Source organism: Aeromonas sp. 603757 (assembly GCF_049171255.1).
Classification (GTDB): Bacteria; Pseudomonadota; Gammaproteobacteria; order Enterobacterales; family Aeromonadaceae; genus Aeromonas; species Aeromonas veronii_A.
The window spans coordinates 250220-270911 of sequence record NZ_JAAKOE010000001.1 but is presented as its reverse complement, the minus strand read 5'-3'; the positions used below and the strand labels follow the sequence as shown (position 1 = coordinate 270911).

Below are 20692 nucleotides of genomic sequence, written 5' to 3'. Positions count from 1 at the left end.
TGACTATAGTTCAATCGAACGTTTGAAAAACGTGACCACTTCACATGGGCCCAGCGCAATGACCACTGAACGGGAACAGTTGATCCGCTCACTGTTTGATGAGTACATCGAGCTGTATTCATCACGGGATGATCGGCTCACCACGCGGTTTAGCGACAATTTCAGCGGTTTTGCCGGCAGCAGTGATGTTCTGGTTACCGATAGGGATGAGTGGATCCGGATAACCCGCCGCGATTTTGCCCAGATCCCGGGAAGGATCCGCCTGGAAATACTCGATGTGACCCTGCAAGATCTGGCCGCTGATGTGGTGGCTGTCACCGCCTTCTTCCATATCCATCTACCGAAATCAGAACCTATCCTCTCCCGCAGAACCGCCAGACTGGTATTGATTTTTCGACACGAAGCCATGGCGTGGAAAATTGCTCACAGCAGTATCTCCATCCCTTACAGTGCGGCTCGGGAAAGCGAAATTTACCCGATGACCAGTCTGGAGGAGCGCCAACATGAGCTGGAGCTCATTATCGAGCTCAGAACCAAGGAGCTGGCCGAAGCGAACCGGAAACTGGAAGCGCTCAGCAATACCGACGGGCTCACCAACATCGGCAACCGTCGTCTGTTCGACAACTCATTGAACCAGGCCTGGGAGCATTGTATTCAGACAGAGATGCCGATTGCGCTCATCATGCTCGACATCGATCATTTCAAGCAGTTCAACGACCTCTATGGCCACGTTGCCGGTGACGAGTGCCTTCGATTGCTGGCCCATACCCTGGCGCAATCCGGGCGCCGCTCGGGGGAGTTGGTGGCCCGCTACGGGGGAGAGGAATTTGTCATCCTGTTGCCACATGTCGAGCGTCAATCCGCCTATGAAATAGCCCAACATATCCAGCGGCTGATTTTTGCACTCGCGCAGCCACACGCACAAAATGCCACCGGTCTGGTGACCGCTAGCATGGGTGTTGCCTGCCTCAGACCATCGAGTCACTGGCAGCCATCTGAACTGGTAAAACTGGCTGATGCTGCGCTCTACACCGCCAAATCATCCGGCCGTAACTGCATCAGAGTGGCGGAGTCACCCTGCCTCCCGCAACCCCTCTGCCCATAAGTCCCTCATACACCCCCATCCTCCCCGTGGGGAACCACCGCGCGCTAACCATGCACGGCAAGGCTCAACGCATCCCATCGCAACATACCTTCCCACTGATCCAGTGTGCTTTGGTAGGTATCCGCCGCGTTGTAATGGACCATGGCATGCAGACGGGCATGATGGCCAAGTCGCTTGACCACGTCGGGCATGGCATTGAGGCTAGCCAGCACCTGCGCCAGATCGCCGGGATCGTTTGGCTGATATTTACGGCAATTCACGTCATCGGTGAGGTGTCGATCCCACCAGGCCCCATCGGCCGGGATCACTACGCATAATCCTGCCGCCATGGCCTCCAGAATGGAGAGACCAAACGGTTCTTGATGACTGGTGGAGACAAAAATGCCGCATCGAGATCGGATCTCGTCAAGATTGGCGGGGTTGGCATACCAGTGCGTGTCTGGCAGCTGTGGCTGAGGCTGGCTACAGGGCTGCAGCGTGCCCTTGGGCTGCAGATAGCACACCATCAGCTCGGGGCGAGCATCAGGGATCATTTGATGGGCGGCCAGCATGGTCTCCAGTCCCTTCCAGCGCAGCAACGAGGCCGCCCACAAAATACGAGGCCCCCCCAGGGTCGCTTTGGGCCAATCAATCTCGCTCAAACCGTTGGTAAATGGCTGCCAGTGTGACGGGAACTCGGTCTCGCCAAGCCGGGCCAGCAATGCCGCCAGGGAGCTGCGAGTTGATTCGAGATAAAACACAAAATTCGCCCGTTGCAAGGCCCTGGCAGAGAGCCCCGAGCACCCCACAGGGCCATGGATCAGCTGAACCACCCGGCACCGCAACCAGCGGGCCGCCCAGTAACAGCAGAGATCCACTCCCGGTCCGGACGCCGCCACCAGGCACTTCACCTGCCCCAGACGCAACACCAGCCAGAGGATCAGCAGGGTCTGCCACCCCTGTTTGAGCAGATAGCCGATGCCGGACTCCCGCCCCTTCAATATGTGGGGCAACCAAAGAGGATGATGCTGACAACGGGACCAGGAGTCGGGATCCTGGGTCAACACATGGCATGTGAGCCCGGGCATCCGTTTGGCCAACTCATCGAGCAGCACTTCGGTCGCAACCTTGGAGCCACCGCGAAACGGGATGGGATCCACGACGATGACCTTTCCAAACACCGGCTCAGTTTGCATGCTCATCTTGCTGCTCCCTTACTCTGGTACCTTGCGGCGGCCAAACCCCAACTGCACTTTTTGCGCCACTCTTGTCATCCCACTCGCCAGCATATTGCGCCCTCTGGCAAGGAGTCGTTGCCCCGCCCAGTGAATGAGTGGTCGGAAGGGTGTGGGGGCCGTGGCGTGCCAACGACCAGCCAGCGCGGCGTCCCACACCGCCGTGACTCCGTCAACGTAGCGCGCCACAGTGAACAACTGTGCGGCACGCAACTGAGCGGCACGCCCCATTTCACATCGGCGCTGCGGATTGCTCAATTGCCGCCAGTGATCAGCCATCTCGGCCCAATCCCCCGGGGTTGCCAGCAAGCCGGTCACTCCCTCCTCCACCACTTCGGGGATGCCGCCCACTCGGTAGGCACTGACCGGAAGCCCCAACATGCCCGCCTCCGCCAACGTCAGACCAAACACCTCCTCACGGGCGCCGGAGACCAGCAGATCCACCCCGCCTCGCAAGATAGCGGCACTGTCCGGCCGCTCGCCGAGAAAGTGGACACGCTCGGCCACCCCGAGCTCGACAGCCAACGCCATCAGTGCTTCCCGCTCCGGGCCGCTGCCAATGATCAGCAACTGGGCCTCCTCCCCCGATGCCATCAGGGCAGCCAGCGAGCGGATCAACAGATCAATCCCCTTGCGTTTGATCAGGGAGCCAACGGTTGCGATGATCATATCCCCCGGGGGCAAGCCCAGCATGCCGACGACCGGCCAGTGAGCACCACCATTCAGACGAGCGGCATCCACCCCGTTGGGTACCCGGATCAACCGATCGGCCGCGCAGCCATCCTGGCGCCAGCCGGTCAACACCGGCTCGCTCACTCCGATCAGCAAGCTGGCCTGATGGACCCGCAGGCTGAACCTGTCTCTGGGCTGGTAACGGGCATGGAGGTGGCACACCAGCGGCACCTGCAACGCCCGACAGACCCCCGCCAGCCACTGACAAGGAGCCGCGCTGTTGGCGTGCACCAGCCCAATCTGCCGCTCGGTGATGAGCTCTCTGGCTCTCCAGGAGAGGCGCCGATGGGCAGCAAGATCAAAGCGGGGCGCCTGCCATCCCAGCAGCAGGCTGAACGGCTCGACCATGGTTTCTACCCCGAGGGTGGCCGCCTCTGCCGCCAGCGTTGGGCTATTGCACCAGAGCAACGGCGTAAACCGGCTGCGATCGAGGTGGGCCAGCAGATCCAGCAGGCAGCGTTCGCTGCCGCGGATCCAGTCCTCTCCGTAGTGAACCAGCAAAACAGGGGTTGCGTTCATCCTCTTGCTCCCTTGGGTGGCACTGCCGGCAACCGGGTTGCCTCCTGATGATCCTCAGGGGTGGCCTTCACCTCTGTGGCCGCCTGCTGCACGTACTTGATGGCGGCGACGGCCAGCGCCAATTCCAGATAGATGGGCCAGGTAAAGCCCTGGGTCAGGAAGGATCCCGAAATCACAAACCCAACCATGCTGGCCATCACCCCCTGCATCGCCGTGATCACTGCAGGAGGCATGCCAGCAAGCTGGCAACGCCAGCAACTGCGCAGGGTCACCGTCACCATGCCGATAAACAGCGCCAGCCCGACAAAGCCGGTTTCAGCTAGCACCCCGAACCAGGTGGAGTGCACCGCATGATTGAGTCCATCCCAATGGGGGCTGTAGAAGAAGTAGTTGTAATAGAAATTGGACAAGCCCACCCCTACCAGCGGATGGCCCAGCGCCATCCCCCAGGCTGCTTGCCAGGCGTAGATCCGCCCCATGGCCGAGGCATCGACCCCACTCTCGGCGGCGCCGCCAGATGCCCGGTCGCTGATCCCGGCGGCGGCAAACAGCACCACCAGCGCGACCATACCCAGCGAGATCAACAGGGTTTTCGACTTCACCCGCTGCCAGGCAAACAGGCCACCAACGGCGCAGATACCCAGCAAACCACCCCGGCTCTGGGTAGCGATAATGGCGGCCGCAGTCAGCGCAAAGCCGAGCCCCCCCAGTAAACGCCCCCCCACCCCATTGCCCTGATTGAGCAGCAAGCTCAGCGAAAAGCCGGCAGGAAAGAGCAGTACCAGCGCCAGATCGTTGGGATCCCCCAGCACAGAGCCCAGCTCGCGCCCTATGGTCACCCGGGTGCCCTCCACCAACCCGATCCCGCTCGCCTTGTTGTAGAGGGCCACCAGCGCCACCAGACAGCCCGCCACCACAAAGGTGCGCACCGCCAGCGCAAAATCCCCCGGAGTGCGCACCAGCCAGGCGGTGGCCAGGGTCATCAGATAGATCTTGCTGTAGCTGCCGGTCCAGGTGGCGATCGCCTCACCCCGGTTGCTGGCAAACAGCACACCGATGGAGACCATCACAAAGAAGGCCGTCAGCCAGCTCAGGGCTGGACTCCAGTAGGGCTTGATCCGGCCGGTCAGCAAAATGTGCCAGACCAGCGCACCGATGGCGGCCAGCGAGAAGAGCAGCGGGATCTTGAGGGGATAGAGCTGGGGGAACACCTCATGCAGCCGAAAGAAGGAGAAGGTGACAAACCCCAGCACCATCAAGAAGGGCCAGCGCAGGGCAAACCAGATGGCGGGAATGGCAAGGCCGAGCACCGGCAGCAGCAAGGGATGGGGCAGCCGCCACCAAAGCAGGGCCAGCACCAGACAGATGGCGCTTGCCCAGATGGCTGGCGTTAGACGAGCCATGATCCTGCCCACCATTGGCCGAGCCAGACCATCGCCAGCGCCCCGAGCGAACTGGCCCAGAGGGTCGAGAGGCGATACGGCAGCGGCAGCAACCGCTGGCTCACCAGATAAAAGGCCTGCGCCCGCACCAGATAGACCAGCAGTAGGGTCCAGATCACCCCGGCGACCCCGAAGGGGGGGATGGCGAGCAGAAAGCCTGCTACCCCAAGGGCGCTGCAGCCCAGATTGATCACCATCTGGGCATTGCTCTTCTCGCCGCTAAAGCAGCCGACATTGAGCAAGTCCGAAACATTGCGCACCGCCATACCCAGCACCAGCAGCGGAATATAGGCGATCGCCCCGTGATAGCTCTCCGGGGTCAGCCAGCGAATAAGCAAGGGGGCGGTAAGCCCGACAATCCCCGCGGTGACAAACCCCAGCACCGACCCCATCACGCTGTAGTGGGCATTGAGCCGCAGTCCATCCGGCTCACGCAGCAGCATGAAACGGCGGGGATACCACCAGAGGGCAAAGGGTTGCAGCAACAACCCCACCGCCAGCGCGAGCTTGCCTGCAACGGCGTAGTAGGCAAGCAGCGCCTCCCCCACCACATCGGCCAGCAGCCAGCGATCCAGTCCGCTCAGGGCAAAACCTGCCAGCCCGCTCACCACCAGGGGCAATCCATAGCGCAGCAGCGGCCGATAGTGCTGCCAGTCAAAGCGGATCCCGCTATCTCGCCACTGCCAGAGGCTCAGCAGCAGCGCCAGTGCAACGCAGGTCAGGGTGCCGGAGGCCAGCACCCCGCTCACGCCCCAGCCGAGCCAGAGCCACCAGCCGGTCAGCACCGACTGGATCACCGCCTTGCCTGCGGTTGCCACGAAAAAGAGCCGCGCCTGATTGCGCATGCGCAGCCATGCAAGTGGCACGCCGATCACCCCTTCAAACGGCAGGGCGCAAAGCACCCAGCGCACATCCGCAAGGCGAGTTTCCACCGGCAGCCAGGCTTGCACCACAGGTGCCAGCAGCCAGAGCAGCACCAGACTGGCCAGGGCGATCAGCCAGACCAGACCAAACATGCGGGCCACCACCTGCTGGCGCTCCTGCTCATCTTTCGCCAATCCGGCAAAACGGTAGAGGGCATCCACCAGCCCGAAGCCCAAAATAAGGGAACCCAGATTGATGAGGGTCAACAGCACCTCCAGCTGGCCGTATTCACGAGGCAGCAGCTGATGGGTCAGCACCGGCAGCATCAGCAGGGAGATCCCCTTCATCAGGAGCAAGCCGCCGGCGTAATAGAGCATGGCAATCTGGTTCACACCAAGTTTCATAGGGCCTCCCAGCCACCCGAAGCATCCTGCTCCGGGTCAGCTACCGCTAATGCAAAGCCCACGCCACTCACTCCCGCCCTGAAGCGATAGCTCCTCTGTGCGGCTTAACCGGCCTGAACAAGCCCAGAATGAGACTGGCATTTGCGTTTTGCACAACGCTGGCTGCAAATTGCACCGACCGGCGCAATCTGCCCCTCCTCTTAGCCCCATTTGGCCCGATCTAGCTGGGGCCGTCCTGTTGGCCCGATCCCTGCTTTCTGCTTAGCGAGCAACGGACTGCACCAGAGGGAGAGGTCGCAATGAACACCATCAACCTGCACCGGATGAAAAGCTGGGCCAAACAGGGGGAGACGCCACTGGCTCGCCGGGTATGGCGACTGGCCAAAAGTGCCCGCCACTGGTCATGCCCCGTGATCCCTCCCCTGCATCGGCTGCTTTATCGGCTCTATCTGCTGATCAGCAACGCGCTGGCGACCCTGACCCGCACCCTTTGGTGGACCCCCTTGTTTCAATCTCGCCTCACGGCCCCCGCCCCGCGCCTCTACCTCTATGGCGGCATCCCCTATATCAGCGGTCCGGTCACCATCGAGATCGGCGCCGACTGCCGTCTCAGCGCCGCCATGACCATCAGCGGCCGGGCATCGAGCCAGACACCACGGCTGGTCATTGGCCGCAATGTCGGGATTGGCTGGCAAACCACCCTGGCGGTGGGCAGCAAGATAGTGCTGGGGGATAACGTCAGAATTGCAGGGCGTGCCTTTCTGGCGGGCTACCCGGGGCACCCGGTAAATGCCCGCGATCGCGCCCGGGGCCTGCCGGATCGCGATGAACAGGTGGGGGCCATTGTGCTGGAGCAGGATGTCTGGCTTGGCACCGGGGTGATGGTGATGGCCGGTGTCACCATAGGCGCCGGCACCATTGTCGCCGCAGGCAGCGTCGTCACTCGGGATCTGCCCGCAGGTGTGCTGGCAGCCGGAGTACCAGCCACCGTACTGCGCCCGTTGCAGCCACAGGATCACAGCGACCTCGCACACGCTTCGGAGACCTTTGCATGAAACCACACTCACTGCCGCAACTGGTGGTATTGGGAGAGGATTGGGGCCAGCACCCCTCCAGCACCCAGCATCTGATCAAGCGTCTGCTGCCCGATTATCAGGTGCTCTGGGTCAACTCCATCGGCATGCGCTGCCCCCGTTTTACCCTTCATGATCTCACCCGCATCGTCCGCAAAGTGGGGGCCGTGCTGCGCGGCGCGCGCCATGCTGGCAGCCAGTCGGTTGCGCCATCAGAGGTCAGCAGCCCCCGGGTGCTGCCGCCGCTCGCCTTGCCACTGCCGGGCAGTCGGCTGGCGGGCAAGATCAATGGCCACTGGCTGGCGGCGCAGATCCGGCGCCAGTTGCCCGAGCTGGATCGCCCCTTGCTCTGGATCTCCCTGCCCAGCGCCGTCGATCTGATTGGCAAGCTGGATGAGAGGGCGGTCATCTACTACTGCGGCGATGACTTCTCGGCGCTGGCGGGGGTGGATCATCAAGCCATTGCCCACTGCGAAGCCCGACTGGTGGAAAAAGCCGATCTCATTCTGGCCGCCAGCCCCGCGCTGGCCAGCCGCTTTCCTCCCCATAAAACCCGGCTCCTCAGCCACGGCGTGGATCTCGAGCTGTTTATGCCCCCCAGAGAGCGGCCGGCGGATCTTCCCTCCGGCCGCCCCATTGCCGGATTTTACGGCAGCCTGAGCGACTGGATTGATATCCCCCTGCTGGCAGAGACGGCGACCGCCCTTCCCCACTGGGATCTGGTGCTGATTGGCCCGGTCCAGACCGATATCACCCCCCTCAAGGGGCTCCCCAATATCCATCTGCTGGGGCCCCGTCCCCATCACACGCTGGCGGCCTATGCCCAGCACTGGCAGGTGAGTCTGCTGCCCTTTGTCGACAACGCCCAGATCCGTGCCTGCAATCCATTGAAATTGCGCGAGTATCTGGCCGCAGGGCGCCCCATCGTCAGCACCGATTTTCCGGCTCTCGATGGCTATCGGGATCAGATCCAGCTCCCCCACGATGGGGAGAGCCTGGCCCAGGCCATCAACCGGGCAGCCTTTGATCAACCCAATCCGGGCTGGTTTCAGGAGAGTGGTTGGGAGGGGCTCACCCGCAGCGAAGGGCGCCACACTCGCCAGCAGCAGGTGGCCCTGCAAAGCTGGGATCACAAGGCTGCCGAGCTGAACAACTGGTTGAAGGGGCTGGCCGGATGAGCAGAGGGCTCTGGCTGGTTATCCTGCTCTGCTGCCATGCAGCAATGGCCGCCACCCGGCTGGAGGGGCAGACCCCGCTGCCCCTGACAGGCAACCAGACACCCCAGCGGCTCGATCTGAGCACCCACAACTGGCCAATAGGCAGCGATGATGAACTGGTGATCGAGGGCCATAACCCCAGCGCCCGCCCACAAACCCTGATCCTGCGTATCGACGATAACGCCTCGGTCAACTACCGCAGCCGGGTCAATCTGGAGCGGATTGTCGCCCCCGGCCCCTTCACCCAGCGCTTTGCCTTGAGCGAGTGGCGCACCAGCCAGCCCAGAGCACTGGCGTTGGACAAACTCACCAAGCTCTATCTCTTTATGGCCGATAACGCCCCCTCAATGACCATTCACCGCTGGTACTGGGAACCCGGTCTGACTCTGCCAGCAGGCACCATTGCGCTGGATCTGGGGGCGGCCGCCGCGCCCCGATTTACCGGCTTTGAGGCCCTGAGCCCGGGGGATCCCCGGCTGATTGGCCATCCCACCCCCATCTTGCGCCCCTCCGGCGATGCCCTGGTTCGCGATGGGCTGCGCAATCTGGATGGCGTACGGCTGGAGGTCGCCAAGGGGCGCTACCAGCTCACCCTCTGGCTCGATGATCCCGGCGAGTGGGAGTACCTCCCCCACCCCTTCGAGCGCAGCGTGCTGGTCAATGGCGAGCCCATCTGGGCCGAGCAGTGGCAACCGCAGGAGTGGCTAACGCAGCGCTATCTGGCGGGACAATCCCGCGAGGCACTGCCAAACCCGGATCCCTGGCAGCTGTTCGGGGCGCGTCAAGGCGGCCCCGTTTATGTCACCCTGAACCACCCCGGCGGCCCGCTCACTATCACACTGGTAGGTCACTCACCGGATGCCAAATACCTGGCGGGACTGCTGCTTGCCCCCTATCCGGCCCCCTCCAGCAAAGAGGCTCTCCCGAATAGTGGAAAAGCTCTCGCCGTATTGGCCGACGCTACCGCAAGCGTGCTGACCAAGCAGCGCCAGCTGTTTTTGGAAAAATGGACTCTGGCCCCCTATTCCCCAACCCCAGCCCCAGCCCCAGCTTCGCAGCAACTGAGCCTCACGCCGATTACGGATGCCGCCCCAACCCTGCAGATCGCCCCGCTATCTGCGGCCGATGCGTTGAAGCAGGCTGCACAACCGGTGCTGGCTGCCCGTGGCAGCCAGCTACTGCTGGAATTTGCCATCCACACCGCCACCGACGATCCGGCCCCCTTGCTGGTGATCCAGCCCCCTGAGCAGGCAGGATCGCCGCTGGCGCTGACCCCCTATTACGGCAAGTGGCATCTGGTTCGCCCGCAGGCGAGCGGCACCCTGCTGGCTCCCTCGGATCAGGAGCTGGTCGAGGGGATCGCCGGACTCACCCTGCTGGCAGGCGTACCTCGGCGTCTGGTGCTGCAGATCACCATCCCCCGCGATTCGCAGGCGGGGCGCTATCTGGGCAATATTCAGCTGCTGAGCCAGCAGCAACTGGTGCAGCTGCCACTGACTATCGAGGTGCTGCCACTGACTCTGCCCGCGGCCAGCAAGCCGGTCGGCATCTATGTCGAAGCGCCCCCTTATCTCAACTGGCTGAGCCCCAATCCCGAGGCGTTAAAAGAGCAGATCGCCGCGGCCAGTCGCTGCGATCTGGCGCGGCTCGCCAAACTCGGGATCAGCGGCCTCTCGCCCGCCCTGCCACAGGATGAAGCGGGGATGCGGGAGATCATGGGAGAGGCGGTGGGGCTCAGTTTTGTTCCCCCCCTGCTGGCCTATACCCCGCTCAAACGCTGGGGGAACGACCCTGCCAGCCAGCTTGATCAGTGGCAGACGCGGCAACAGGCGCTGACCGCCAGCGGCTTGCCCCCGCTGGCATGGAGCCTGTTTGATGAGCCGGATCTTGCCACTCTGCCCGCCATTACCAGCCTGGCGCGGGAGATGAAACGGCGGGATCCGGCGGTGATCCGCGCGGGCCACTTCAACCACCCGGGTCAGGTTGGTCTGCTGACAGAGGTGGAGATTGCCCTGATCAACGCAGGTTTTGGCGCCGACAAAACCGATGTGGCGCGAGTGCGCCAGCACAAGGTCACCCCCTGGTTTTACAATCTGGGCACCCCGAGAGCCGCCGGGTTCTATCTGTGGCAAAGCGGCGCCGAGGGCTATTTGCAGTGGCATGGTCGCATGCCCACCGCCCTGCCTTATGACCCCACCGACGGGCGGGAGAGCGACTTTATGCTGCTCGGCCCGCAAGCCTGCGAGGCGCACCGCCTCTCCCACGATCTGTTGCTGTTGCAGCAAGCCATCGAAGATCTGCGCTGGCTCGCCTGGCTGGAGCAGGAGGCCCGCTATCAAGTAGAGGCCGCCCTGCTGCTGGAGCGCCTGCGGGATCAGCTGCCGACCCGCTGGCAGGTGGCAGAGCAACTGCCCTCTGCCGCCTGGATCCAGTGGCGCCGCGAGATTGAACAACTGGCCAAGGGATTGAAAACATTGCAAACTGGTGCCAACTCATCCTCCTGAAGTGACTGCGTATGGCCAACCAGATTCCCCGCTCCACAGCAAAAGACAGCGCCCTGCGCCACCTGTTGCCCCTGATGCTGCCGCTGCTGATCCTCACCGGTTGCGCCCGTCAGGAGCCGGTCAATGAGACCCTGCCGATCCTCAACCAGTTGCGGGAACAGCAGCTGGCCGAACAGCCCCAGCTGCAACTGCAGTACCAGCAAGCGGAGACACAACTGCCAGCGGATCAGGAGCAGCAGCTGCATCAGTTTTTAGGACGCAAGGATCCGGCCCGAATTGCGCTGGTAAGCGGCCCCGGGCTGCAAACCGACATGCTGGAGAGTGCGCGGATAGCGAGCGTGCGGCTGACCGCACTCACCCGCTTGCTGGGAGCTCGCGCCATTGAACTGGAGCCCCGCTATGACCCCATGCTGGCCCCCAATACCTTGCTGATCCGCATTCTGCCAAACGGTGAATCGGGGTCGGTCACGCCAACGGCGGCGCAATAAGCGAGAGGCAAGAGGTTGGCAAGGCCACCCGATAGAGGGGATAAGGGGTCAGCCCCCACAACTTGCGCCAACCCTGGGTAAGACGGTACGAGAGCAGCGGCGGGCTCTGGTGCAGCTCGCCTAAAAACATCACCCCTTGGCTCATCCCTTCACCCGCCAGCGTCACTGACATCGCCTCGCTATCCGGCGCCACCAGCATGGCCTGCAGCAGGCCGTCACAGCGGGGATGGGCCAGCTGATAGCTGACATAGGTGCCGCCCAATACTGGCGTAGCCACCCGCAAGCGCCATCCCAGCTGGACCAGCTCCATCAGCATGGGCTTGGCCCCCTCATTGATCGTCCGGTTCTGATAACGCCAGCCCATGGCGGCAGCACTGAGCAGCGCCACCAGCAACAGCAACAGATATCCCCTAGATAGATGCATCACGGCGCCCCCGGATAAAGAGGATGGTCATCACCAGCAACATAATGGCCCACTGGTAGAGCTGGGCCAGCGAGCCGGTATGCAGCCAGCCATACCAGCGCAGATCCAGGCTCATCAGCACCAACCGCAGCTGATTGGCCCCGATATAGAGCAGGCAAACCAGCAGCAACATGGGCCACTGCCGGTAGAGGGGGCGCTCCGGCGCCAGCCAGCAGCAGGAGACCAGCCAGGAGAGCACCACCAGATAGAGTTGAGAAAACGAGGAGCACCCCTTGAGCACAATCAGCGCATGGCCCCCCAACCGCTCGATGCGATTGCCATCAAGGCGAGTCTCCCAGCCCAGCAGCTGCAACCACTGGCCCACCCCCCAGGCATCGAGCGCCAGCACAGGGCCGGAGAGCAGGGCAAACACCTGCTGCCCCCACAACACCGCCACGGTAAAGGCGAGCACAATCTGCAACACTGCCCGCTCATCGCCACTCTGATGACGGCGCCATAGCGAGGCCACCAGCAGCAGACAGGCCAGCGCCTTGCAACTGGCACTGGGGATCAGGATCAGCAGGATAAACAGGGCGAGCGCCAGTGGATGCGGGCGCCAGCTCGGTGCAACCCGCGATGCAATTTGCCACCAGATAGCAATCAGCAACACCACCAGCAGGTTGAAGTGGCCCATATTGAGCCACACCATGCCCCACTGATTGGCCAAACCAAGTAGCAGCCAGTTGGGTGCCCACTGCCAGGGACGGACCTCCATCGCAACTCCTGCCGGTTATCAGCGCTTTTGACCTCTGTCGCAAGTTCTCGCAAGTTCCATGCCTGCCCGGCCTCACCCGGATCAAGCCAAGTCAGAGGATGCAACAAAGCTGGCACGCTTTATTCATTCCCCCCTGCTGGCACTAGCGCCAGGGAGAAGGAGTGAGCAATGAAACTCAAACCGTTGGCAGGGCTGCTGGGGATGTTGTTGGTAACCTCCCCCGCATACGCCTTGACCGAAGTCGATACCGAACTGCAACTGCTGATGGATGTGTCGGGCAGCGTCAGTTCATCGGAATTCAATTTGCAGTTACAGGGGTATGTGGACGCCTTTTACAGTCAGGATGTACAGAGCGCCATCCTCGACACCAGTGGCGACAAGCTGGGGTCAATTGCGGTACAGATGGTGATGTGGAGCGGCTCGACCCAGCAGAGCGTGATGACTGACTGGTTCCACCTCTACGATATGACCTCCATCAACAACTTCGCCGCCACCCTGGATGCCCTGGTCCGCCCCTATGCGGGGATGACGGCCCCCGGTTCGGCCATGGCCTTTGGTGCCCAGCAGTTTGATACCAACAACTACACCGCCGCCCGCCAGGTGATGGATGTGTCGGGTGATGGCATCCAGAACAACGGGCTGGATACCTCTACCGTGCGGGATCAACTGCTCGCCTCCGGCATCGACACCATCAACGGCATCACCATAGGTCAGGACTATGCCGATGGGGTGCTGCAAGAGTGGTATGTGGAGAACGTGGCGGGCGGTCAGGATGCATTTGTCATCAATGCCACCACTTTCGCCGACTTTGGCAATGCGCTGGAGCTCAAACTTGCTGCCGAAATTGAGGGGGGCATTATTCCGGAAGGTGCACTGGCCGCCCCCATCGAGGAGATCCCGCTGGCCGCCCAGCTGCTGCTCGGTATGCCGCTACTGCTGGCCTGGCGCTATCAACGCCGAACTCAAGGCCGTCCGCAGCAAGCCAACTGGCAACAATCGCCAGCTATCGGCTAGTTAATCACCCCGTGTGTCGCGATTAGGGAGCCATGGCTCCCTGATTTTTGCCGTAAACATGGCTTTCGGCAGGGGCTGCACAACTTCTGGTTTGAATACCACCCGTATTCAGTCAGCTAACTCAGCACCGTAGGTTCGATTAGCGAAGCGTAATCGGACGTTCGCGGCCTTTCTTTTAACTCGCCAAAACGCTCATATGGCCACTTCTGCGCCCCGACATTCACTCTCTAGCTGACACCGGTCGGGACGTACTTGCCACATTGGCGGGGAGTGTCACCGCGATCGTCCGATTACGCCTACCGGCTAATCGAACCTACGAGCTGGCTTAATGCTTGAAATCAAACGGGCAAAGGTATCATCCACCGGTACGCCATTTTCAAACAACCTGTGTTTCAGAAACCATTCGTGATGCCCCATCACATATTCACGGATGTCAGTCCAGCCGCGACCTCCGGCCATGATGGCGCACAAACTGCCGAACAAGATATCAAATAGTGGATAGTCGACTTTGGCGCTTTGCCTATCATCGTGGATCTGGATGAAATGTTCCTTGATGTTGTCGATATCCATGCTTATGTCCTCAAAAAGTGAGCATAAGATCACACCACGGTCTTCAGAGTCCACAGTTGGAGCGATTTGAACAAAAAACATTCATGATCTTGCCCTGCTTCTCCCCCTCCCACAAAAAATCACCCTCGAACTGGCACCAGTTGGGACGTTATTGCCACATTGACGTGAAGTTTCACTGCGAGCGTCCGATTGCGCCTATCGGCTAATCGAACCTACGAGCTGTATTAGAAAACCTCTGGAAATTATTGAACCCCACCCACTATATTGTAGAAACTTTTCAGTTTCATTTGGGTGTGTTATATTAGGCGGAAATATTTCTAGGGGATAGTTATGAATGAAAATAAAACTTATAGCAGATGGTTGCTATTTAAATGGAGTATGAAAGGGAAATATAGAAAAGCTAAATTTTTTATATATGATGCTTGTGATTTAATAAATTTGATTTCAAATAAAGCCTCTCGAAAATTAACAATCACAGTTGTATTATCTATACTAATTCTTTTTTTAAATGCACTATGGTTAGATCGGCTGCCTGAACCTTTTCATGGTGCAGATAGTCTCAGCAATTTATGTATGAATTTTTTGCAAGCCATCGTGGCAAGCTATGTATTTCATATTGTTGTTAACGTATACCCTCAATATAAAAAGGAGAGGGGTTTCATAAGAAATAAAATGGATAGGCATATCCGTGAGTTAGCAGAAAATGTTCATCATCATTTCAAGGGATTTGGTGAATCATTTATATTTAATTTTATTTTTTCTGGAGCTGATATTCGTGAGTTAGAGGGTGAATTGAATTTCAATATTGACATGCTAGACCATAATGAAGAATTTAACAGTTTTCTAAAAAACACACTTTTATCTACTAATAGTAATTTAGACGAGCCTAATAAATATACTTGGGCTGATGTTTTTATAAAATTCTTTGATAAAGAGGATCAAATAATTGACAGTTTGCTTGAATTCAAAGAGTTTATTCCTAGCAGAATAAATGATTATATATATGAGATTAAGCATTCTACTCCCAAGACATGTATAAAAAGAGATGTTGAGAAAATAGATAGTTATAAAGATTTAAGTCTGCTTGAAATTAAATATAGTTTTTTCTCTCATTTAGAAAATTATATTAAACTTCAGTCATTATATAGTTTATATTACGTGAAGCTGATATGAGGTCGTCTGATGAGAAGAGCTATTTATTTCTAGGCAGACTGATGGCCCACTACGAATACTATCTCGTATGTTGGGCTTCGCAGGCTCAGCACCAACCTACCGATTGTGTAGGTTGTGGCTGAGCGTAGCGAAGCCCAACGTTTACCGCGTAATCTCCTTTTTACTTCCCCCCTTGTTTAATAACGGGGAGAAGGGATATGACCCCGTGGCTATCTATCGAATTTACACGCCATTGCCAACGCCATCTCCCCCGATGCTGCATTAGCCCCTCTCTCTTTGGGAGAGGGAATCTCGCGTAGCGCGGCTATGTGGGATGGCACAAAGGGATCTATGGCGTGTGTTCACATTGTGGGGTGTTGTAGCGCCAGCGAACACTGTCGTTGGTGTAGATGTCCGAGCGATTGGAGGGCACTCCTCAGACGTGACGGCCCCCAATCGCTCTGGCCTGCATCGAGAAAAGGGATTACTCCCTATATGTCGAATTATGTACGTCAAGTCCGGCCGGTGAACGGTTACCGACGGATAGCCCACTGGTTGCGGCAATCAACCCGGCTCTGGTGACATGGGCAACACCTGCCCATCCAGCGCATGATCACTATTGGATGGATAGTCCGGCACCGGCTCGCAGTAGGGAATGCGGCTTAGCACCGGCGCCTTGACCAGGGCGGCCAGTTGATCGGAGCGGCGCAGGCTGGCATCCGCCAGTTCGGCCACCAGCGCCAGACCGCAGCCGAGCCCCAGTCCGCCAACAATGCCCGCCAGCAGAAACAGCCAGATCGGGTAGTTGCTCGGCTTGCTGGGGGCAAAGGGTTTGTCGATCACCTTGATCCGCTCCCCCTGCTCGAAGTTGCCCAGATCGCCGGTCACCTTGGCCTTCTCATAGCGCAGCAGCAAATCCTGATAGAGGGTGCGCTTGACCGCCAGATCCCGCTCCAGTTCGGCGAGCTGGCGTTCGGTATCCCCCTGGGAGTCGACCACCTTGTCCAGCCCATCCAGCTGACTCTTCAAGCCAGCGGCGTTTTGCTCCGCCTCCGTCAGCTGCGTCTGGGCCAGTTGCCACTCGGGCCCGCGGGCCATATCCGGTTGGGATTTGAGCTGCTCGAACTCCTGCTGCAACTGGTCAATCTGATAGCGCAGACTCTGCACCTTGCTGTGCTCGTCGCTGTAGCGGGCCCGCAGCAACACCAGCTCGGTGCGCATCAGCTGCAGCTTCTCATCCAGTTGGCGGGCCAGCTGGCTCTCCTGCCCCAGCGATAGCTGATCGACTCGGGCCTTGGCCTGCTGCAGGGTGATCAGGCTCTCGGCATAACGCTCCTGCAAGCCATAGAGACGGGCGACGTTGGTACTCTGCTGCTGGGGCAAGGCGCTGGCATGCTCCCGTTTGAAGTCGGCGAGCAGCTGCTCAGCCGCTTGCAGTTCGCTGCGGCGGCTGTCGAGCTGGCTTTGCAGAAAACGTTCGGACGATTCCGCCGACTGGCGCCCCTTGCTGAGCAAGTTGAAGAAGAAGCGCCGCGAAATGGCTTCGAGCAAACCGGCGCTGTTGGCCGCCGAATCCGCCTTGACCTTTATCTCGATCACCTCATCGCCGATCAGCCGCAGCGAGACGGCACTCGAGAGCCAATCCATGATGGCATCACGCTGGGCTGGCGGGGTCTCGTCATTGACCAGGCCACGATCCCGCGCTACCCCGTCCAGCACATAACGGCTGCGCAACAGGGCTTCGAGCACCGCAAAGCGATCCTTGAGACTCTCCTGAGTAATCAGATCCTTGAGGGTCGGGGTCTGGTTGGCATCTTGCGGCACCATAAAGGTGGTGCGGCTCTCATACTCCTTGGGGGTGAGCAGGCCGACCGTCACGCCCACCAGCGGCATCACCAGTACCGGGATCACCAGCAGATAACGACGGCGCCAGGCGGCAAAGAGAATGATGTAGAGGTTGTAATAGAACTGGACAGGCATGGCATCACTCCCTGAGAAAAGCCCTCCCCCCGCACAATGCAAGGGCAGTGCCACCAGAGGAGCTGATCGCCTCTGTGGGCAGATCGCAAGAGTGGTACAAGATTCGCATTCTCCCGCTATCCGGGGTGTTACCCCTTCCCTTGCCGGAGCGCGAACCATGTTGTCATCAACCCCGTCGCACAGACCCCATCCCCGTAAGGGCGCCAGCGCCCAGCCCGTCGTGCAACCTGTCGTACAAATCGTGCAGCACCTGCAGCCGGGCGGGCTGGAGACCATGGTGCTCAACCTCACGCAAGCGAGCCCTGCCGATCAACCGGTGCATATCATCTCCCTCGAAGGGCGCAAAGGGGATGTGCTAAGGGCATGGCCCGCCCTGCATCCCTTTGCTGGCAATATTCACTGTCTGGAAAAGCCCGCAGGCTGGTCGCTGGCAACCCTCTGGCGGCTCACCAGACTGCTGCGCCAACTCAAGCCAGCCGCGGTACATACCCACCATCTTGGGCCCATGCTCTATGGCGGTCTGGCCAGTCGGCTGGCCCGGGTGCCCACCCTGGTACACACAGAGCACGATGCCTGGTATCTCGATGATCCCCATCAGCGCACGCTGGCCCTGTGGGGGCTGCGCGCCTTCAAACCCATTCTGGTGGCCGATGCCACGCCGGTGGCCAACCAGCTGCTGGCCAAGCTGGGCCAGTTGTCGCCAACCGTGATCCCCAACGGCATCGATGAGCGGCGCTTTGCCCCGGGCGCCGCCGCCCTCGCCCGTCAGGAGATGGGACTGCCGCAAGGGGTCAAGTTTATTGGCTGCGCCGCCCGCCTTGAGTCGGTCAAGGGTCACACTTTGCTGCTGGAGGCGATCCGCGCCCTGCCGGAGGAGGTGCATCTTGCGTTGGCTGGGGTCGGCAGTTTGCAAAATGCGTTGCAACAACAGTGTCAGCAACTGGGGATCGCCCATCGGGTCCATTTTCTGGGGCTGGTCGAAAACATGCCGCGCTTCTATCAGGGGCTGGATCTCTTCTGCCTCCCCTCGCTGGCGGAGGGGATGCCGCTTTGCGTGCTGGAAGCACAGGCGTGCGGGGTACCGGTGGTGATGAGCGACGTGGGGGCGGCCAGAGAGATCGTCTGCCAGGCCAGCGGCCATATCCTGTCGGAGCGGGATCCTGGCCGCCTTGCCCAGCTTCTGGCACAAGGGTTGCTGCAGTGCCATGGCCTGCGTGCCGTCACCCGAGAGTTTGTGTGCCAGCAAAGCAGCTTGAGCCGGATGGCTCAGGCCTATCAGCAGCTTTACAGCCGCTGATCAAGCGACCCGATGACCAGAGGAGCATCCCATGGAATGGATCATGATCGTGTTCTGGCTGTGCGCTGTACTGGTGGTCTACCACCATGTCGGCTATCCCCTGCTGCTCAAATTCGGTGGTCGGCAGGCGCGCAAGGTAGCCAATCCGCCCCGCCCTCTGGATCGAGGGTTCAAAACAGACGCCGCCGATGAGGCGCTGCCGACCATCACTTTGCTGATGCCGGTCTACAACGAGGCGGCGACCATCGCGGCCAAGCTGCAAAACCTCGCCAGCCTCGATTACCCCGCCGACAAGCTGTGGGTGCATGTGCATTTCGACGGCTGCAGCGACAACAGTTACCCCATTGCGCTGAGCCAGCTCGGTGATCCCGCCCTGCAGCAGTTGCAGATCAGGCTGTTTGATCACCCGCGCAATCGCGGCAAGGTCGCCGTGCTCAACGAGGCCATGACCCGGGTGCACAGCGATCTGGTAGCCCTCACCGATGTCTCGGCCCTGCTGCCCATCGACAGCCTGCTGCTGGCGGTCGCCCATTTTGCCGATCCCAAGGTAGGGGTGGTCGGGGAAGCATACCGGTTCTGGCAACCGGGCTCCCAGGGCGAGGAGAGTTACTGGCACTATCAAAGCCAGATCAAGCTCTGCGAATCGGCCCTTGGCGGCATGCTGGGTGCCCACGGGGCCTTTTACATGATGCGCCGGGAGTGCCTCACCCCGCTGGCTGCCGATACCATCAACGACGATTTCATCTTGCCGATGCAGGCCATCGCCAAGGGGTATCGGGCTGTCTATGACAATCGCTGTGCCGCACTGGAGCTGGAAGTTTCCGATGCCGCGCTGGAGGCGACACGGCGCAAGCGGATCGGCGCTGGCAACACCCAGCAGCTGCTGCGGTTGCTGCCCCTGCTACACCCCAAGTTCGGCTGGGTTGCCTTCAACTTTGCCAGTGGCAAGGGGCTGCGTGTGTTGATGCCGCTCTGCCTGACCCTGCTGTGGCTCTGCGCCATCCCGCTTGCCACCCAATCCCTGCTGTTTCAGTTGCTGCTGGGGCTGCAACTGCTGGGGTATCTGCTGGTCATCCTGATCCAGCTGACCCCTGTGCCCCCCTGGCCCAATCTGTTTCGCAAGATCCACTATCTGGTACTCGGACACTGGTACAACGGCATGGGCACCCTGCGCTACTGCCTGCGCGCCCCCATACGTTTCATGTCACAGGAGAAAGCCGTATGACACACCCCATTCCAAGATTGACCCTGGTGGTCAAACGCAGCATGGATCTGCTCGGTGCCACTCTTGGCCTGCTGCTGACGCTGCCACTGTGGCCGCTAATCATGCTGGCCATCCGGCTCGATAGCCCGGGGCCTGTGTTCTTTCGTCAGTTGCGGATCGGGCGCAGCCACGCCACCCATACCGAGCTCTTTTTCATGATCAAGTTTCGCACCATGCGCGCCGACGCCGAGGCGGCCACCGGGCCGGTCTGGTGTGGCAAGGGGGACAGCCGGATCACCCGCAGCGGCGACTTTCTGCGCAAAACCCGGCTCGATGAGCTGCCGCAGTTTATCAATGTGCTCAAGGGGGAGATGTCGCTGATCGGCCCCCGCCCGGAGCGGCCCGGGATCGCCAACCGGCTGGAAGATGCGGTGCCTTACTTTATCGAACGCACCTATGAAGTGGCCCCCGGTATTACCGGTCTGGCACAGGTCAATCAGGGCTATGACGAGTCGCTGGATGATGTGCGCAGCAAGCTGGCGTTCGATCTGGCCTACTCGGTCGCCCTGCTCCACCCTTGGCGCTGGCTGGTGCAGGATGTGCATATCATCGGCAAGACGATTGCCATCATGGTTGGCAAGAAGGGGCGCTAATCCCGCCGCACCAACCTCAACCACATCTCAACGCCCATCAGGCCATTGTCACTGCAATGGCCTTTTTTATGGCGCATCCTTG

Annotated in this window: 17 protein-coding genes and 1 pseudogene; 10 read left to right on the top strand and 8 right to left on the bottom strand. The window is 60.2% G+C overall.

Annotated elements, in window-relative coordinates; all coding sequences use genetic code 11:
- Positions 1–79: 79 nt before the first annotated feature.
- A complete protein-coding gene (locus G5332_RS01130) occupies positions 80–1105 on the top strand; it encodes a diguanylate cyclase domain-containing protein (RefSeq protein WP_421311043.1) in 1026 nt (341 codons plus the stop codon).
- Between the two features lie 44 nt (positions 1106–1149).
- Here G5332_RS01130 and G5332_RS01125 read toward each other — a convergent pair whose 3' ends face one another.
- From G5332_RS01125 to G5332_RS01110, 4 genes are read right to left on the bottom strand one after another with little or no spacing between them, the layout of a single operon-like run.
- Positions 1150–2286 carry a glycosyltransferase family 4 protein gene (locus G5332_RS01125; protein WP_421249247.1) on the bottom strand — a complete coding sequence of 379 codons (1137 nt, stop codon included), beginning with the start codon at positions 2284–2286 and terminating at the stop codon, positions 1150–1152.
- A gap of 12 nt (positions 2287–2298) precedes the next feature.
- On the bottom strand, positions 2299–3570 hold the full coding sequence (locus G5332_RS01120) for a glycosyltransferase family 4 protein (protein ID WP_204483675.1): 1272 nt from the start codon (positions 3568–3570) through the stop codon (positions 2299–2301).
- Complete coding sequence (locus tag G5332_RS01115) at positions 3567–4973, bottom strand: O-antigen ligase family protein (protein WP_421311042.1); 1407 nt, start codon at positions 4971–4973, stop codon at positions 3567–3569. The genes G5332_RS01120 and G5332_RS01115 overlap by 4 nt, the downstream gene beginning before the upstream one ends.
- Complete coding sequence (locus G5332_RS01110; RefSeq protein WP_421230776.1) at positions 4961–6280, bottom strand: lipopolysaccharide biosynthesis protein; 1320 nt, start codon at positions 6278–6280, stop codon at positions 4961–4963. Before G5332_RS01110 ends, G5332_RS01115 begins: the two co-directional genes overlap by 13 nt.
- Before the next feature lie 299 nt (positions 6281–6579).
- Between G5332_RS01110 and G5332_RS01105 the strand changes: the two genes are divergently transcribed.
- The 4 genes from G5332_RS01105 to G5332_RS01090 are packed head-to-tail and all read left to right on the top strand — an operon-like array spanning position 6580 to position 11562.
- On the top strand, positions 6580–7335 hold the full coding sequence (locus tag G5332_RS01105) for an acyltransferase (protein ID WP_421249245.1): 756 nt from the start codon (positions 6580–6582) through the stop codon (positions 7333–7335).
- Positions 7332–8531 (top strand): glycosyltransferase, encoded by a 1200-nt coding sequence (locus tag G5332_RS01100; RefSeq protein WP_421249244.1) that lies wholly within the window; start codon positions 7332–7334, stop codon positions 8529–8531. Before G5332_RS01105 ends, G5332_RS01100 begins: the two co-directional genes overlap by 4 nt.
- Positions 8528–11074, top strand: a complete 2547-nt coding sequence (locus G5332_RS01095) for a hypothetical protein (protein ID WP_421311041.1) — start codon at positions 8528–8530, stop codon at positions 11072–11074. The genes G5332_RS01100 and G5332_RS01095 overlap by 4 nt, the downstream gene beginning before the upstream one ends.
- Before the next feature lie 11 nt (positions 11075–11085).
- Positions 11086–11562 carry a hypothetical protein gene (locus G5332_RS01090; RefSeq protein WP_421311040.1) on the top strand — a complete coding sequence of 159 codons (477 nt, stop codon included), beginning with the start codon at positions 11086–11088 and terminating at the stop codon, positions 11560–11562.
- On the opposite strand, the gene G5332_RS01085 is transcribed toward G5332_RS01090, so the two are convergent.
- Together G5332_RS01085 and G5332_RS01080 are read right to left on the bottom strand one after the other, a co-directional pair.
- Positions 11540–11986: a hypothetical protein gene (locus G5332_RS01085; protein ID WP_279462872.1), complete on the bottom strand. Its 447-nt coding sequence runs from the start codon at positions 11984–11986 to the stop codon at positions 11540–11542. The genes G5332_RS01090 and G5332_RS01085 overlap by 23 nt on opposite strands.
- Entirely contained in the window at positions 11973–12740 is a 768-nt protein-coding gene (locus tag G5332_RS01080) for a hypothetical protein (protein ID WP_374811219.1), read from the bottom strand. Before G5332_RS01080 ends, G5332_RS01085 begins: the two co-directional genes overlap by 14 nt.
- 168 nt (positions 12741–12908) lie before the next feature.
- Here G5332_RS01080 and G5332_RS01075 point away from each other — a divergent pair, with 168 nt between their 5' ends.
- On the top strand, positions 12909–13754 hold the full coding sequence (locus G5332_RS01075) for a DUF1194 domain-containing protein (RefSeq protein ID WP_005333391.1): 846 nt from the start codon (positions 12909–12911) through the stop codon (positions 13752–13754).
- A 321-nt stretch (positions 13755–14075) separates the two neighbouring features.
- On the opposite strand, the pseudogene G5332_RS01070 reads toward G5332_RS01075, so the two are convergent.
- Positions 14076–14324 (bottom strand): annotated as a pseudogene (locus G5332_RS01070) (transposase family protein); the annotation flags it as partial.
- 330 nt (positions 14325–14654) lie between these two features.
- Between G5332_RS01070 and G5332_RS01065 the strand changes: the two are divergent.
- Positions 14655–15497: a hypothetical protein gene (locus G5332_RS01065; protein WP_421311039.1), complete on the top strand. Its 843-nt coding sequence runs from the start codon at positions 14655–14657 to the stop codon at positions 15495–15497.
- Positions 15498–16040: 543 nt separating this feature from the next.
- Here G5332_RS01065 and G5332_RS01060 read toward each other — a convergent pair.
- Positions 16041–17456, bottom strand: a complete 1416-nt coding sequence (locus tag G5332_RS01060) for a GumC family protein (RefSeq protein WP_421311038.1) — start codon at positions 17454–17456, stop codon at positions 16041–16043.
- A 157-nt stretch (positions 17457–17613) separates the two neighbouring features.
- On the opposite strand from G5332_RS01060, the gene G5332_RS01055 reads away from it, so the two are divergent.
- Genes G5332_RS01055 through G5332_RS01045 form a run of 3 tightly spaced genes read left to right on the top strand, consistent with a single transcriptional unit; the run spans position 17614 to position 20610 of the window.
- Positions 17614–18753 (top strand): glycosyltransferase, encoded by a 1140-nt coding sequence (locus tag G5332_RS01055; protein ID WP_421311037.1) that lies wholly within the window; start codon positions 17614–17616, stop codon positions 18751–18753.
- A 31-nt stretch (positions 18754–18784) separates the two neighbouring features.
- Positions 18785–19978: a glycosyltransferase family 2 protein gene (locus G5332_RS01050; RefSeq protein ID WP_421311036.1), complete on the top strand. Its 1194-nt coding sequence runs from the start codon at positions 18785–18787 to the stop codon at positions 19976–19978.
- Positions 19975–20610 carry a sugar transferase gene (locus G5332_RS01045; RefSeq protein WP_005333398.1) on the top strand — a complete coding sequence of 212 codons (636 nt, stop codon included), beginning with the start codon at positions 19975–19977 and terminating at the stop codon, positions 20608–20610. Before G5332_RS01050 ends, G5332_RS01045 begins: the two co-directional genes overlap by 4 nt.
- Positions 20611–20692 lie beyond the last annotated feature (82 nt).